This window comes from Streptomyces sp. NPDC107522, assembly GCF_055657525.1.
The window spans coordinates 137,117-152,414 of sequence record NZ_JBVKAU010000019.1 but is presented as its reverse complement, the minus strand read 5'-3'; the positions used below and the strand labels follow the sequence as shown (position 1 = coordinate 152,414).

Genomic DNA, 15,298 nt, shown 5'->3' with positions numbered 1-15,298 from the left:
CCCACTACCCGCCCGAGGGCAGATCGGTGCGCGGAGCGGTGCCCAGATGCACGCCGACCCGCTTGACGAGGAGCGTCATCTCGTACGCGACCTGGCCGACGTCCGAGTCGGCGGCCGAGAGCACCGCGAGGCAGCTGCCGTCGCCGGCGGCCGTCACGAACAGGAAGGCGTCGTCGAGCTCGACGACGGTCTGCCGGACGTTGCCCGCCTCGAAATGGCGGCCCACACCCTTGGCGAGGCTGTGGAAGCCGGACGCGACGGCAGCCAGGTGCTCGCTGTCCTCGCGGGTCAGGTCCTTGGACACCCCCGTCGGCAGGCCGTCGCCGGAGAGGACGAGGGCCTTGCGGATGCTGGCGACGCGGTCCACCAGGTCATCGAGGAGCCAGTTGAGCTCGCCGGACTGGTTGGTCGCGGTGTGGCCGGTCGCCTTCGGTGCGGTCATCGACCGTCCCCCTTAGTCGTTCCTCGTGGTGCTGTGCCGCTGTGGGCGTCATCGCCCGCGGCGTTCTCCTTGCGACCGCGCTGCCAGCCGCGCTGGAGCGAGGCCATGCGGCTGCGTACCTCGTCCGCGTCCCGCTCGGCGAGCTCCGTCCCCTCCTCGGTGCGCCGAGCGGGGCCCTGCTTGAGCTGCGGAGCCAGATTGGCCTGCCGTACGCGCCGGGGCAGCGGCGCCGTGCCGGAGCCGGTGTCCCGCTGTGCGGCGGCCGTGCTCGGGAAGGAGTCGTCGGGGCCGCTCGACGCGATCGCGGGCCGTCGGGTGCGCCTCGGGAGGGCTGCGGGCTCCGGCCGTTCAGCGCGGTCGTGTCCGGCGGAGGGCGGGGGGCCGGTGCGGTCACCTGTCCGGCTCGGGACGCCGGGCAGGTCGCCGTGGGATCCGCTGCCGCGCCGACGGGTCGGCAGCGGGGCGAGGCCGTTCGGCTCCGGGCGGGTCGGGCCGGCGGGAGGCGCCGTGTCCGCCTCCTCTCGCCGGGAACGCTGCTCGGTGACCGGGCGTCCGTGCGAGCTGACCAGCTTGGGCGTCCTACGACGGGGCAGCGGGACGGGGGCGCTCATGTCGTCGTCGGGGTCGGCCTGGTCCGGTCCGCCATGGATGCCGGAGACCGGGTGGGCGCCGAGCGGGCCTTTCGCCTCGTTCTCCACTTCGGCGAGGCTGCGACGCGGGCGGAAGAGGCCGCCGCGTTCGCCGTCCTCGTCGTCGAGGGCGTCCGGGAAGTCGCTGAGGGCGTCGAGATCGACGGGGGCCTCCAGCTCGACCGGGCCGTCCAGGAGCGACGCGGGGAGGCCGGGCACGCGGGCCGGCACCTGGGCCAGGGCGGCGCGGCGTGCCTCCTCCAGCTCGGCCTCCTTCGAAGGCGTGGGCCGGTCGAGACGGAACCCGATGCCGTTGGTGTCCGGCACGTCGTCGGTGAGCAGCGTGTCGGGGATGAAGACGACGGCGGTGGTGCCGCCGTACGGCGACGGTTGCAGCGAGACGCGGACGTTCTGCCGCTGGGCGAGCCGGCTGACCACGAACAGACCGAGCCGGTCGGTGTCGGACAGTTCGAACTCGGGCGTCTCGGCGAGTCGGAGGTTGGCGTCCAGCAAGGCGTCGGCCGCCATGCCGAGGCCGCGGTCGTGGATTTCGAGGGTGAAGCCGTTGGCGACCCGTTCGCCCAGGACCTGGACGGCGGTGTGCGGCGGGGAGAACACCGTGGCGTTCTCCAGGAGTTCGGCCACGAGGTGGGTGATGTCCGCGACGGCCGGTCCGGTGACGGCCACCCGGGGCAGGCGACGGACCTCGATGCGCTCGTAGTCCTCGACCTCGGCGACGGCGGCGCGCACGACGTCCATGAGCTGGACGGGCTTGCGCCACTGCCGGGAGGGGGCGGCGCCGGAGAGGATCACCAGGCCCTCGGCGTGCCGCCGCATGCGGGTGGTGAGGTGGTCGAGGCGGAACAGGTCGGCGAGTTCGTCGGTGTCCTCGGTCCGGCGTTCCATGGTGTCGAGGAGGGTGAGCTGCTTGTGGAGGAGGACCTGGCTGCGGCGGGCGAGGTTGACGAAGACCTCGGACACACCGGCGCGCAGTTCGGCCTGCTTGACGGCGGCTTCGACGGCGGCGCGCTGCAGGGTGTTGAGGGCCTGTCCGACCTCGCCGATCTCGTTCTTGTCGTACTCCAGGCGGGGGACCTCGGTCTCCACGTCGACCTGTTCACCGGCGGAGAGACGGCGCATCACGCTGGGCAGCCGTACGCCGGACGCCTCGTGGGCCTCCAGGCGCAGCTGTCGCAGGTCGCGGACGAGGCCGCGGCCCATGCGCACGGACAGGATGAGCGAGAAGAGCAGGGCGAGCAGACCGAGGACACCGGCGATCGCCGCCTTCATGATGACGCTCATCGCGACAGGGCTGACGCGCTCCTGATAGCGCGCGCCCGCCTCGTCGTTGAGTTTGCTGAGCTCGTCGAGGACGCTGCCGGCGGCGGTGTCCCAGCGCTTGGCGTCGACCGTACTGGGCTTGCCGGGCTGGGAGGCGATGACGGCCTGTTCGGCGTCGCGCAGCGGAGCGGAGGACGCGTTCTTCCAGAAGCGCTCGTAGCGTTCACGCTCGGACGAGGGCAGGTCCGTCAGGCTGATCTCGTACAAGAGCGTGCGCTGGGCAATGAGATCGGAGACGTCGCGTATCTCGTACCGGGAGAGCTTGCCGACCACGAGGGCGGAACTGAGCAACGCGTCCTCGCGGGAGAGGAGTTCCCGGGCGCGGGTGACGTTGAGGAGGGCGCGGGCCTGCTTGTCCATCGCCACGTTGTCGACGCCGTCGAGGGAGGCCAGTAGGGCGTAGCAGGGGTCCACGAGAAGGTTGTACTGGTTGAGGGCCCCGGCACGCGTCACCGTTCCGTCCTCGACGCTGCGACGCAGGAGGTCGATCCCGTCGAAGGCGTCCAGTACGGCGGTGAGGCGCTCGCTGTCGCCCTGGTCCAACCCGTCGCGGACGTCGGGGTCCTTGGCGTTCTTGCGGATCTCGGCGACGGCGGCGTCGGTGGCCTTACGGGTGACCCGCAGCGCGGACAACGCGTCCGACGCCCGGCGGTCGGAGAGATAGACCAGCGCCTGGCGGCGTTCCTGCTGCAGGACGCGGACTGCGTCCTCGGTGGAATAGCCGATCTTCTCGACGAGGGACGACACCGTGAACAGCTGGGCCACACCTCGCCCCGTGAGTACCGTGGCGAAGCCCCAGATCGCGGTCAGGGACACCAGCGGCACGAGAAGCAGCGCCACCATCTTCCGGCGGATCGACTTCCCGCGAAAGTGCATGGCCTCCCCCAGCTCAAACCCCCACCCGGTCAGGGGGCACACATGTGCGTCAACAATTGGCGCGAGCCTACTACCGACGCACAGGTAACTCGAAGAGCCATCCGGAATCTGAACTTCCGTACCCGCGGCGAGACATGGGGAGTTGTCCCCCCATTGCGGGAGATTGCCTCCCGCGATCCCTCGACGCCCCGGAGGACGGATCCGGCTCATATGCCTGGCCAGTTGGCCGGAAATCTACCTTCCTTGGGAATCTTCAGGACACGTCGATCGTCCTTCTCTACAGGAAATGGGGGCGGATTGGGCCACAGGAGCCGCATCCCGCCTCTGGGTGGCGTAAAGCAGCGCAAGCCGGGCAACCGCTGGGGAGCTGAGTCTTCGGATGCGGGAGAGCGGTCTGCTGACGGTGGGGAGTGACACGGTGATGGGCACGGCGGAGCGGTACGTGGCGCCTGAGGACGGCGAGGCGGCGCACCAGACGGCGCGGCGGGACCCCGACGCACTGGATCGCGACATTCCGGCGCACGGGGAGGGGACCGTGGAGCGCGCCACGGCTCAGGAGCCGCCGCGCTACCAGCCGTTGTGGACAGAGGAGCCCGCGCGGCGGCGCCGGATGCCCGATCCGGTGCGCACGGCGGCGGTACGGGCAGTGCTGATCGTCGCCGTGACTCTGGTCCAGGCGATGGTGGCGTTCCTGTGCACGCTGGCCGGTTCCTGGCTGGCGTTCCCGATGGTCCTCAGCAGCGTGGCGAGCACAGTGGTCGCGACGTGGGCCTCGCTCGACGTCTGGGTGACACGCCAGGTGTGGAACCAGCGCAACGGCGTGGTGTCGGCACCGAGCAGCACCGCCCGGTCCCTGCGGCACGAGCGGCGCAGGGTACGACGGCAGGCACGGGCCGTGGAGCGGGCTCAGGAGCGCATACGCCGGCGGGGCGGGACGGGGCAGTTGTCGCACCCTTGAGAGAGTCGAGGTCCTCGAGGACCGGGCGGCAGCTCACTCACTCCGGGACTTGCTCCAGACGAATGCGGCGGGCCCGAGGGCCCGCCCCGTTCGCCGACCTGTGACGGTCAGGCCTTGGCGTACTCCCAGCCGCCGCACCTGTACGGGGTGCCGCTGGACCCGTCCTGGAGGCAGGCGCGGATCTGCAGGGTGGTGCCCTCCGCGAAGGAGAGGTTCCAGTCCTTGGGGACGGCGTAACCGTTGCCGTTGTAGTACGAGTGGGTGGCGGAGCTCGAGTTGTAGCGCCACTGAGCGGCGGTGCCGTGGCCGTCCTTCAACATGTCGAGTGCGGTGAGGATCTCTCCATCCTGGGCGAAGTACGTCTTCGCGGTCACCTCCGACGAGATGATGGAGTTGGAGGCCTCGTAGACGTAGCCGTCGGCCTGTGCCGGGGCGGCGGCCAGGACGAGCGCCGACGCGGAGGCCGCGGCCATGCCGAGGACGGTCGTCAGACGACGGTGGGACTTGAGCAAGGCGGGGTTCCTCTCTTCGGACAACTGATCGAGCCTGAACTTACCTGAGAGGAAAGGGAGTTCATCGCTGAATTTTCGCTGTCCGACGGTGCGCCAGGAGGTGCCGCATGCCATCGCCGCCGCCCTCAAGGCGTTGCAGGTGCCGGGCGTTTGAACATCCGTGTCGCCGTGATCTCGCTGTGCACCGCCTCTTCCGTGCGAGGCTGCTGCGGCAGTCCCGGACGGAGATGTTCCTCCACGCTGATGTACTTCAGGCCCGCCCTCAGGTCGGCGTCGTTGCGCAGTCGGATGACCAGCGGGAACTCCGCCAGTGCGGTCGTGTCGAACAGGCCGGTGGTGTAGAGGAGTTGGACACCCAGGGCGTCCGACACCGCGCGCTGGAGTTCCAGCAGGTAGGTCGCGTTGGCGCGCCCGATCGGGTTGTCGAGGAACAGCGTGCCGGCGTGCCGGTGCTTGTCCCGGCCCCGGTCGTTCGAGCGGAGGGCGGCCATCGTGCAGTACAGGGCAATGGCCGCCGTGAGCAGCTGTCCGCCTGAGAAGACGTCGCCCATCTGCCCGACGGGCACGCGCTCCGCGCGCAGTACGGCGTCCGGCTTGAGGATCTCGACGGCGACGCCCTTCGGCTGAAGGGCCGCGGCGACACCGCGCAGCAGCAGGGACATACCGTCCCGCCGCAGGTCGGAGTTCTTCTTCACCGCCGCCCGTGTCGCCTCGTCGATGACCTCGCCCAGCCGTTCGGTGAGGGTGGCCTGGTCGGGCTCCTCGAAGCGGATGCGCAGGAACTCCTGTCCGGACCACTCGCCGAGCCCCTCGGGCAGCCGGGAGAGCCGCTGGGCGGACCGAAGGGTCGCCAGCGCCGACTCGACCAGCCCGCGGAGCCGGTCGACGATCGAGTCGCGGTTGCGCTCCAGTTGCGCCAACTCGTCGGTGAGCACGCGCAGTCGCGGCGCGAAGGCGTCCGCCCACTTCTGCGCGTGCTCGGGCAGGGCGGAGGCGGGCAGCTCGCGGATCTGCTGGCGGGCGGGGGTGCGGACCTGTTCGTAACGCGTGGAGTTGGCGTGCCGTACGAGCACGTCGCTCGCCTCACGGACGGCTGCCTCGGCGGCGGACAGGTCGGCTGCACATCCGCGCAGCGACCGTCGGGCCTCGGCGGCGGAGTGCCGGGCCTCCTCCAGGCTGCCGGGGTAGGGCTCCGGTGCCTCCTGGTCTTCGTCCGTGGCGTGTTCCCGCAGCAGGTCGCGCAGCATCGCGGCGATCTCGTCGAAGCCGCCCGCCGCGTCCTCGGCGGCGCGGTGTGCTTCGAGGAGTTCCGCGTGGGCCTCGCGGGTCTGCGTCAACGCCTCGGTACGCGAGGCGAGTTCGGCGGTCGCCGTGCGCAGCAGCGCCTGCGCGTGTTCGGCGTCGCGCGGCTGGAGCTCCTCGGACAGCTCGGTGTGCGCCTCGCCGTCCTCGGGCGCGTGCCGCTCGGCCTCGCCGCGCAGCCGGCCGAGCTGCTCGCTGGCGCTGGACATACGGGTCTCCAGGAGCTGGACCAGCTCCTCCGCGCGCGCGGCGGCCGCTTGCCGGGAGGGCCCGTCGGAGCCGTCGGGCGACTCCAGGAGCTGCTCGGCCCGGGTACGGACCTTGTTGCTCAGCCGGTCCAGCTCGGCGCGCGCCGCGCTCTCGTCGCTCTCCGCGCGGGCCTGTTCCGCGCGCAGATCGGCGCCGACGCCGACCTTCTCGTACACCTGGGAAGCGGCCCGGTACGCCTCGCGCAGTGCGGGCAGGGACGCCCTGGGGGCATCCGCTTCGGTGTCCGGAACGTCGTCGGGGGCGCCCGCGATCTCCGAGCGCTCGGCGCGCAGGGCACGTGCCGTGCGGCGGGCGTCGTCGGCGGCGCGCTGGGCGGCGCGGCGGTCCTCGTCGGCCGCGCGGGCGCGCTCCAGGCAGGCCTGGGCGCGGGCCTCGGACTCGGTGGCCTCGTCGGCGAGTTCGCGCAGCTTGACCTGCCAGCCGGCCCGCTCACGCAGCCGGAAGGCCAGCCCGGCCAGGGCGTCGGCGGCACGCCGGGCCTTCTGCGCGGCCTCCTGTCGCTCGTCGCGGGCCTGTGCGGCCTCGGCGGCGGCTTCGTCGGCCTCGGCCCGCACGGTCCGTGCCTCGGCCAGCTCGGCCTCGGACTCCTCGGCGAACGCGCGCGCCTCCCGGGCCGCCTGCGCCAGCTCGACCAGCCGCCCCGCCGGACAGCCGGTCCGCCACGAGGCGAGGCGTGCCGCCAGCTCCCGGTCCTTGCCGAGCCGCGCGGCCAGCGTGCGGATCTCCTCGTCCCGCTCGGTCGCCCGCGCGCGCAGCGCCTGCCGCTCCTCGTCGGCGGCGTGCTCGTCGTGCATGGCGGGGTTCGGCGGTACGAGGAAGACGTCGCCGCTCTGGGAATCGGGTGCCGGTGTCGGGGCCAGCAGGGCGGCGGCCGTACCCACCGCCACAGCCGACCGTGGCAGCAGCGCTGCTTCGCTGAGCACCTCGCGGGCACGCGCGTGTGTGTCCGGGTCGGTGATGATCACGCCGTCGACCAGTTCAGGCCGTGCGGCCAGCACGCGCGCGTGGTCGGCAGGGTCCACGGCCTGGGCGAGGTAGCGCCAGCCCGGCAGCGCGGGGATGCCCTGCTCGCCGAGGAACTCCACGGTGGCCAGCACGTCGGGGCCCGGCGGCAGCAGCCCGCCGTCACCGAGCGCGCCGAGGATCCGGGCGTCGTCGGCAGCTGCCGTACGCAGTTCGAAGAGATGACGCTCGGCGCCGGAGACGGCGTCGTCGAGCAGTTCGCGCAGCTCGTCGGCGAACCGGTCCAGGTCCTCCGGTGTGAGGGCGCCTTCGACGAGGGCGCTCGGGGCGGGCGCCTGGGCACCGTCGCGCGCGGTCGTGCTCCCCTTTCCGTCGTCGCCCGTGCGAGGAGCGGGAACGGCCCCGCGCTTCGTGCCTGACTCGCCGGACAGGCCGAGCAGTTCCGTGAGCCGCTCCTCCGCCGCCAAGCTCTCGGCGAGACGGCGCTCCGCCTCGTACGACCGCTCGGCCGCCGTGGCGGCGTCCGCCGCGCGAGCCGCCGTCAGCTCAGCGCGGGACTCGGCCGAGGCCGCCTCGCGCGCGTGCTCCGAGGCGCGACGGGAGGCTTCGCGGGCGGTGTCCCAGGCGGCGACCGCGGTCTTCTCGGCGTCGCTGGCGGCGAGAGCCGCGCGGGCCGGGTCGGCGTCGGGCGCGCTGTCGTCGAGCCAACCCGCGCGGACGGCCTCGGCGGTCTCCTGCTCGACCTCGGACAGCCGTTGCCGCAGATGCCCGATCTCACTGCGGGCGCGCTGCGCCTCGGTGGCGGCGGCGGTGGAGTCGCGGTAGGCGGACTCGCTGACCTCCTGGAGGGCGGCGGACCGCTCCTCCTCCTCGTTGGCGAGGGTCTCGGCGCTCTCGGCGGCCGAGTGCAGGGCCCGTACGAGATCGACGGCGGCCTTGGCGCGGGCGGCCAGCGCGGGGGCCGCGTCCCGCTCGGCCTCCTGGATCGCGGCGGCCACGCGTGCGACGCGGTCGGCGGCGGCGCGGTGCCGCAGCACGGCCTCGGCGGCCTGCCAGGCGGAGTGCAGGGTGCGCGCGTCGGCGAGCTCGCGCTTCTGAGCGGCCGCGGACCTCTCGGCCGCCGCGAGTGCCAATGAGGCGTGCCTGTAGGCGAGTTCGGCTGCGATCAGCGCGCTGCGCTCGCGCGCCGCCTCGGCGTGCGTGACGGCGTACGCGGCGGCGGTGACCCGTTGGGCGAGGTCGGCGGCGCGCACACGCTCCTGGGCTCCCCGAGCGGACAGCCGCCGGGCCAGGGTCCGGGTCCGCCGCTCGGCACCGGCATGGATGTCACGCGCGCGTGAGCGTGCCTCGGCGGCCTCGACGATCCGCCCGAGCAGGTCCACGGACCCTGCGGTGAAGTCCCGCTCGGCGATCAGCTCGGCGCGCCGGCCCAGCTTGTTGCCGAAGCCGCTGACCAGGTCGGCGAGGCCGTCGGTGTCGCGCGTGTCCGTCACGGCCCGCAGCAGCAGGTCGGTGAAGTCGGAGTCCTTCTTGACCGCGAAGAGGCCGGCAGCCTCGCCCTCGTCGGCGTTCATCTCCCTTTGGTAGCGGAAGAGTTCGGGGTCGAGGCCGAGGTCGCCGAGGTGCTCGATCCAGCGGTCGTGGATCTCCTCCCAATGCACCTCCAGATGCGGATACGCCTTTCCTGCCTCCGTGATGGCGTCCCGGAAGCCCTTCATGGTGCGGCGGCGCCCCTGAGCGCCCGACTGGCCCTCGACAGGCGGCCGTACTGCGGTGGACTCGGCGACGGGCAGGTTGTCCAGGGACAGCCCGGGACCCGGCCGGAAGGAGTACCAGGCCTCGGCGAACTTCCGGGGATCGTTGGAGACCTGGCGTCCGCGCCATTCACTCACCTTGCCGACCACGACGCACTCGCCGGTGAGTGTGTGCTGCCACTCCAGCGCGACATGCCCGCAATCGTCGGCGAGCAGGAACTTCCGCAGTACACCGGAGCTCGCACCGCCGAGCGTGTTGCGGTGGCCCGGCAGCATCACGGAGAAGATCAGCTTGAGCAGGACCGACTTGCCACCGCCGTTCTCCAGGAAGAGCACCCCGGCGGGCGCCGGCCGGCGCGGCGGACCGACGGGCTCCTCCTCGAAGAACTCCGCCTGCGTCGGCGCGGGGTCGGGCACGGGCTCGCCCACACCGCGCAGGTCAAGCACGGTGTCGGCGTAGCGCGCACCGGCCGGTCCGATGGAGTAGAGGCGGACCCGGGACAGCTCGTACATGGCGGACTCTCGTAAGTCTTCGGCAGATCAGGGAAGTTCGATGAACTCGGGGCAGGTCGTGGGGTTCAGGCGGAGTGGAACGGCAGGCCGGCGTCGGCCACCAGCTCCTGGTCGTCCGTGTCCTCCGCGGGCAGCAGGGTCGGCGTGCCGTCGGTGACCGGGACCACGCCCAGCTCCAGCAACTCGGCCATGGCGGCGCTGCCCGCCATGTCACGCACCTGGAGCTGGTAACGGGCGGTCGTCCGGTACGTGCCGCCGTTGTCGTCGCCCGTCCGCTGCAGGAACCCGGAGTCGGTGAGGAACGCCACCGCCTTGCCGATGATGCCGGTCGTGGAGCCCGCGAGCCGGCGGGCGTCCTTGGTGGCGCCGGTGGCGCTGCGTCTGACCCAGATGCGCCAGGCTGCCTCCAGGCCGGGCGCGTCCGTGGCGGGGTCGGTGTTCTCCCCCTGCTCGGCCGCCCGCTCCTCCAACCGACGGCAGGCCTGCCGTACGAAGGCGTCCACGCCGTTGACGGTGACCCGCCCGATGTAACCGTCGTCGGCGAGGTCCTCGGGCCGGGGGAACGCCATGGCGGCGACGGCGAGATGCGCCAGCCCGTGCAGGAACCGGTCGCTGCCGTCGGCCGAGGTACGGCGCGCGTAGTCGCCCATCCGTACGGCGAACACCGAGTCCTCGGCGGCGGTCACCGCCATCCCCGCGCGCGGGGACACCTCCAGCACGACCAGTCCCAGCCCGGCGGCCACGGCGTCCGCGAGCCGCGCGAACGGAGGGTCCTCGCGATAGCGCCGCAGCAGCTCGGTGTACTCCTGGTCCCGAGCGGGCTGCAGCTTGGGCTGCAGGCCGAAAGCAACGAGCCGGGCTGCGTCGGCGGCGTCCGCGGGGGTGACGGCGGCGGTCGCCGACGGGGCAGGCGCCTCCTGGTCACTCCACTCGACGTGCTCGCTCACGGTTGGTGCTCCTTGCTCTGCTGTTGCTCACTCATGCTGCCTCCGTCCTGTCGGCGGCCATCCCGGCCGCGTCCAGCAGGGCCGTCCCCACGATCAGGTCGGCTCCGCCGAACTCGGGATCGTCCAGCTCCGTTCCGTCGTCCACGGCGAACAGCAGCTTCTCCTCCCCCTGCCGGTAGGCGGTCCCGACCGGTGGACTGGCCGCGTGAACCGCCAGCAGGGCCACCAGGTACGGGAGATCCGGGTCCTGGCGACGCGCCTCTGCCAGCAGACCCGACAATCGGCGCGGCGCGTCGGCCGGCAGGTCCAGCAGGTTCATCGCGGCGGCCAACTGCTCCTCGCTGAACCGGCTGTCGTCCGGCGTGGCGATGAGATCCGGCTCGGGCATCTCGGCCCCCAGATGTTCCCGCTCCACCGGCGGCGTCAGCAGCAGGTCGACAAGGTCGCCCACCCGGACCGACGCCGGTGTACGCAGCCCGGTCCCCCGCGCGAAGAAGGCATCCGTGACCCGGACCGCCTGCTCCAGCGGCAACGGCAGCACGGGCGCGACGAGATGCCCGTACAGGTCTATCCCCGACGTCGTCATGGGTGTCGCGAAGGCCTGCCGGTCCTGCTCGGCGCGGAACAGGGGCCCGGCCTCCAGCAGGCGGGACTGCAGCTGGGTGTGCCGCCGGATGCAGTCCTTGACGATGTCGACGAGCTCGGCCGCGCGGCGCTTGTGCTCGGGGTCCTCGGTCTCGTCGCGCGCCTTGCGGATGTTCGTGAGGATCGCGTTCTCGTGGCGGTACCGGTCGGCGACGTGGTCGAGGGCCTCGGCGATCATGTCCGGTACGGCGTTCAGCCAGTCCACCGCCCGGACGTTGCGCCGGGTGGCATCCAGCGCCTTGCGGAGCGTCTCCGAGTACTGAACGGTCCGGTACCGGGCCTGCTCGGCGGCCAGCTGTGCATCGGCGAGGCGGCCGCGGTTGATCAGGACCTCCAGCTTGACCTCGGCGGCGATCTGGGCGCTGGTGACATCGGTGTCCAGGGCGCCGACGAGGACGTTGACCGCCTCGTCGGTCGTCCGCAGGTACACCGTGCCGCCCGGTCCCGGCACCTCTTCGATCAGCTTGAAGTCGTAGTCACGGCGGACATAGCTGCCGTCCGGCGCGAACGTGCCGTACACCGCCCGGAAGCCGCGGTCCACACTGCCGACGTTGATCAGGTTCTCCAGGACCCAGCGGGCCACGCGCTCGTGCTCGGCCACGGGGCGCTGTGGGGCCTGGGCGGCGATGCGGGGGATCAGCCGGGCGACGATCTGGTCGTGGTCGGCGCCCGTGTCGAAGTCCATGTTGAGCGTGACCAGGTCGATGGCGGCGAGCGCCACCTCCGCCATGCCGTACACCGAGTACTCGCCCGCGAGGTTGGCCTTGCGTGCGTCGAGGTCGTGCAGCGGCGCGGTGCAGGCGAGCGCGCGCAGCCGCCGCGCCAGTCCCTCGTCGGCGGCCGGGCCCGGAGCAGGGCGCGGCCCCGCGCTGAGCTGGGGCGGAACACGGTCCGTCGGTGCGGGTGAAGTCACGGTGCACAGACTAGGTCCTCGGTCTGACAACGGCCCAAACGACGGCGCGACGCTGCTTGAGCCGGGGAACTGCCGGTTGTGTTTCGGCTGCGGGCCGTACGGGGCTGATCGCGCAGTTCCCCGCGCCCCTACGGGGCGCTTGTCACCCGCCTCTTATAGACCTCCACAACCCGCTGGAGCGAGTCTTCGAGGTACACCCGCAGCAGCTTCTCGGCCTCGGCCTTGTCCGCCGCCTCCAGGGCCTGGAGGATCTGCTGGTTCCGGGCGAGGTATGGCTCATGCAGCCGCCTCGGGTCGTCCACGACATGGAAGGCGAGCCGCAGCTCCGCGAAGACGCTGCGCATCAGCTCGTCGGTGCGGGCGCTTCCCGCCAGGGCTACCAGTTCCCGGTGGAAGTGGATGTTGGCCGTACCCACACCTTTCCAGTCATCCTCGGCAGACGCCCGGCGGCCCTCCTCGACGGCCGCTGCGAGGCCGTCGAGACCGTACGGCGGCTCGCCGAGCCCCCGTACGACGGCGCACTCGACGAGCCCGCGCGTCCGGTAGATGTCCTCGACGTCCTCGACCGTCAGGACCCGGACGAACACGCCTCGGTTCAGCTCGTGCACGAGGAGGCGTTCATGGGTGAGCAGCCGGAACGCCTCGCGCAGTGTGTTGCGGGAGACGCCGAGCGCGCCGCCGATGCTGTCCTCCGACAGCCGGGTGCCGGGCGGGAAGAAGCCCTCGGCGATGCGGCTGCGGAGGATGTCCGCAACGCGCTCCGCGGTGCTGGTGCGCCCCAGGAGGGCGCGGTCCTCGGCGAGTGAGGTCAGCTGCTCTGCCATGCCGGAATTCAATCGCAGATACCAAGAACGAACCAACATGGGTATTGAGGGATCGTTGAACAATCCTCTACGGTGCTACGAACCGGCACGGCTCAATCCACAGCACCCTCCGTCCCCTCTCTGCGAGGTGCCCATGAGCACGACCCCTCCACCGCAGGCCATGACGAACACCCACCCCACCACTGACGAACGCGCCGCCGACGACGGCGCGTTCGGCTGGCTGCGCGCCCTGGGCCCGCGCGGCCGCCGCGCCTTCGCGGGCGCTTTCGGTGGTTATGCCCTGGATTCGTACGACTACTTCACCCTGCCGCTCAGCATGGTCGCGCTGGCCGCGTACTTCGGCCTGGACAGCGGCCAGACCGGCCTGTTCACCACCGTCACGCTCGTGGTCTCCGCGATCGGCGGCGCCCTCGCGGGAGTGCTGGCCGACCGGATCGGCCGGGTCAGGGCACTGATGATCACGGTGATCACCTACGCGGTCTTCACCGTCGCCTGCGGTTTCGCGCCCAACTACGAGACGCTGCTGGTCTTCCGCGCCCTCCAGGGCCTCGGTTTCGGCGGCGAATGGGCGGTCGGCGCGATCCTCGTCGCCGAGTACGCGAGCGCCAAGCACCGTGGGCGCACGCTCGGCGCGATCCAGAGCTCCTGGGCCGTCGGCTGGGCAATGGCCGCGATCATGTACACGCTGGTCTTTTCGCTCGCCGACGCCGACCTGGCCTGGCGCGTGATGTTCTGGACCGGCGCACTCCCCGCGCTCCTCGTCATCTGGATGCGGCGCCGGGTGCACGACGCCCCCGAGGCAGTGGCCGTGCGTGAACAGAGCGCGCAGAAGGGGTCGTTCGCGGCGATCTTCAAGCCCGGCCTGCTGCGTACGACGGTCTTCGCCGGGCTGCTCTCCACCGGCGTCCAGGGCGGCTACTACACCCTCGCAACCTGGGTGCCGACCTATCTGAAGACCGAGCGCGAGCTGTCGGTCGTCGGCACCGGCGGCTATCTGACGTTCCTGATCTCGGGCGCCTTCATCGGTTACCTGACCGGCGGTTACCTCACAGACCGGCTGGGCCGCCGGCGCAACATCTGGCTGTTCGCCCTGCTGTCGGCGGTCTGCATCCTGGCGTACGCGAACATCCCGAGCGGCGCCAACACCCTGCTTCTGGTGCTCGGTTTCCCGCTCGGGTTCTGCATGTCGGCGATCTTCAGCGGCTTCGGGTCCTACCTGAGCGAGCTGTACCCGACGGCGGTGCGCGGCACAGGACAGGGCTTCACGTACAACACCGGCCGCGCGGTGGGCGCCGTCTTCCCGACCACGGTCGGCTTCCTGGCCGACAGCTGGGGCGTGGGCGGCGCGCTCGTCTTCGGCGCGATCGGCTACGCCATCGCGGCGCTGGCGCTGCTCGGACTGCCGGAAACGCGCGGGAAGGAGTTGGTGTGAACCGTACGGAGGACCGCTCGCTCACCTTCATGGCCGAAAACGCTCCGCTCCCCGTCGTGGCCGAAGACCGCCCGCTCACCCTCGTCGACGAGCACGCGCACGCGTGGAGCCCGAAAACGGCACGCGCCCGCTTCCGGGAAGGCCTCACGGGTCCGACGTCCGGGGTCGCGGCGGGCCACACCCAGGTCAACCTGATCTCGGTGCCCGCCGACTGGGCGTACGACATGCTGCTGTTCTGCCAGCGCAACCCCAAGCCCTGCCCGGTCCTCGACGTCACGGACGCCGGTTCCTGGACCACTGTCCTCGCCGACGGCGCGGATCTGCGCACCGATCTGCCCCGCTACCGGGTGTGGCGGGACGGCGAGTTGGTGGACGAGCCGACGGACGTGCTCGCGCACTGGCGCGACGACCTCGTGTCGTTCCTGATCGGCTGCAGCTTCACCTTCGAGTGGACGCTGGCTTCGGCGGGCGTCCCGATCCGCCACATCGAGCAGGGCCGCAATGTGCCGATGTACGTGACCGACCGCCAGTGCCGTCCGGCAGGGCGGTTGCGCGGCCCGATGGTGGTGTCCATGCGCCCGGTGCCGCCGGAGCATCTGGCGGCGGCGCTCCGGGAGACCAGCCTTCTCCCGGCGGTGCACGGCGACCCCGTGCACTGCGGCGACCCGTGGGCGCTGGGCATCGCCGACCTCGGCCGCCCCGACTTCGGCGACCCGGTGGACGCCGAGCCGGACGACATCCCGGTGTTCTGGGCCTGCGGAGTGACCCCCCAGGCCGCGGTGATGGCCTCCCGCCCGCCGTTCGCCATCACCCATGCACCGGGCCAGATGTTCCTGACCGACGCCCGCGACGAACAGTTCCGCGTCGGGGCGGTCGCCTGACGCGGGGCAGGGCACCGGCATGAAATCCCCTGACAAGCCCAGACACAAAGTCCGAGGCTCCATGACAAGCCCCCGGCACAAAGCCCGAAGTCCCCT

Annotated in this window: 10 protein-coding genes; 3 read left to right on the top strand and 7 right to left on the bottom strand. The window is 71.8% G+C overall.

All coding sequences use genetic code 11. From position 1 onward, the window contains the following. Positions 1–4 precede the first annotated feature (4 nt). Positions 5–442 carry a roadblock/LC7 domain-containing protein gene (locus tag ACZ7L6_RS37605; RefSeq protein WP_471931974.1) on the bottom strand — a complete coding sequence of 146 codons (438 nt, stop codon included), beginning with the start codon at positions 440–442 and terminating at the stop codon, positions 5–7. Further along, positions 439–3,288, bottom strand: a complete 2,850-nt coding sequence (locus ACZ7L6_RS37600; RefSeq protein WP_471931972.1) for a nitrate- and nitrite sensing domain-containing protein — start codon at positions 3,286–3,288, stop codon at positions 439–441. Before ACZ7L6_RS37600 ends, ACZ7L6_RS37605 begins: the two co-directional genes overlap by 4 nt. 421 nt (positions 3,289–3,709) lie before the next feature. On the opposite strand from ACZ7L6_RS37600, the gene ACZ7L6_RS37595 reads away from it, so the two are divergent. Next, positions 3,710–4,246, top strand: a complete 537-nt coding sequence (locus ACZ7L6_RS37595; RefSeq protein WP_471932012.1) for a hypothetical protein — start codon at positions 3,710–3,712, stop codon at positions 4,244–4,246. Between the two features lie 107 nt (positions 4,247–4,353). On the opposite strand, the gene ACZ7L6_RS37590 is transcribed toward ACZ7L6_RS37595, so the two are convergent. The 5 genes from ACZ7L6_RS37590 to ACZ7L6_RS37570 all read right to left on the bottom strand — a co-directional run bounded on the left by ACZ7L6_RS37590 (position 4,354) and on the right by ACZ7L6_RS37570 (position 12,889). After that, the gene (locus ACZ7L6_RS37590) at positions 4,354–4,758 is read right to left on the bottom strand and encodes a hypothetical protein (RefSeq protein ID WP_471931970.1); all 405 of its coding nucleotides are present in this window, start codon (positions 4,756–4,758) and stop codon (positions 4,354–4,356) included. Between the two features lie 125 nt (positions 4,759–4,883). Beyond that, the gene (locus ACZ7L6_RS37585) at positions 4,884–9,560 is read right to left on the bottom strand and encodes a coiled-coil domain-containing protein (RefSeq protein ID WP_471931968.1); all 4,677 of its coding nucleotides are present in this window, start codon (positions 9,558–9,560) and stop codon (positions 4,884–4,886) included. A 65-nt stretch (positions 9,561–9,625) separates the two neighbouring features. Next, positions 9,626–10,507, bottom strand: coding sequence for a hypothetical protein (locus ACZ7L6_RS37580; RefSeq protein WP_471931966.1), 882 nt, complete (start codon positions 10,505–10,507; stop codon positions 9,626–9,628). Between the two features lie 31 nt (positions 10,508–10,538). Further along, positions 10,539–12,065: a hypothetical protein gene (locus ACZ7L6_RS37575; RefSeq protein ID WP_471931964.1), complete on the bottom strand. Its 1,527-nt coding sequence runs from the start codon at positions 12,063–12,065 to the stop codon at positions 10,539–10,541. Positions 12,066–12,193: 128 nt separating this feature from the next. Then, a complete protein-coding gene (locus ACZ7L6_RS37570; RefSeq protein ID WP_471931962.1) occupies positions 12,194–12,889 on the bottom strand; it encodes a GntR family transcriptional regulator in 696 nt (231 codons plus the stop codon). Positions 12,890–13,022: 133 nt separating this feature from the next. On the opposite strand from ACZ7L6_RS37570, the gene ACZ7L6_RS37565 reads away from it, so the two are divergent. Further along, entirely contained in the window at positions 13,023–14,321 is a 1,299-nt protein-coding gene (locus ACZ7L6_RS37565) for an MFS transporter (protein ID WP_471931960.1), read from the top strand. Positions 14,322–14,350: 29 nt separating this feature from the next. Then, the gene (locus tag ACZ7L6_RS37560; RefSeq protein ID WP_471932010.1) at positions 14,351–15,202 is read left to right on the top strand and encodes a putative hydro-lyase; all 852 of its coding nucleotides are present in this window, start codon (positions 14,351–14,353) and stop codon (positions 15,200–15,202) included. Positions 15,203–15,298: the final 96 nt, after the last annotated feature.

What these genes read in the sequence shown, in the direction of transcription:
- ACZ7L6_RS37605 (WP_471931974.1), bottom strand. Translation starts at nt 442, where the DNA reads ATGACCGCACCGAAGGCGACCGGCCACACCGCGACCAACCAGTCCGGC.
- ACZ7L6_RS37600 (WP_471931972.1), bottom strand. Translation starts at nt 3,288, where the DNA reads ATGCACTTTCGCGGGAAGTCGATCCGCCGGAAGATGGTGGCGCTGCTT.
- ACZ7L6_RS37595 (WP_471932012.1), top strand. Translation starts at nt 3,710, where the DNA reads ATGGGCACGGCGGAGCGGTACGTGGCGCCTGAGGACGGCGAGGCGGCG.
- ACZ7L6_RS37585 (WP_471931968.1), bottom strand. Translation starts at nt 9,560, where the DNA reads ATGTACGAGCTGTCCCGGGTCCGCCTCTACTCCATCGGACCGGCCGGT.
- ACZ7L6_RS37570 (WP_471931962.1), bottom strand. Translation starts at nt 12,889, where the DNA reads ATGGCAGAGCAGCTGACCTCACTCGCCGAGGACCGCGCCCTCCTGGGG.
- ACZ7L6_RS37565 (WP_471931960.1), top strand. Translation starts at nt 13,023, where the DNA reads ATGAGCACGACCCCTCCACCGCAGGCCATGACGAACACCCACCCCACC.
- ACZ7L6_RS37560 (WP_471932010.1), top strand. Translation starts at nt 14,351, where the DNA reads ATGGCCGAAAACGCTCCGCTCCCCGTCGTGGCCGAAGACCGCCCGCTC.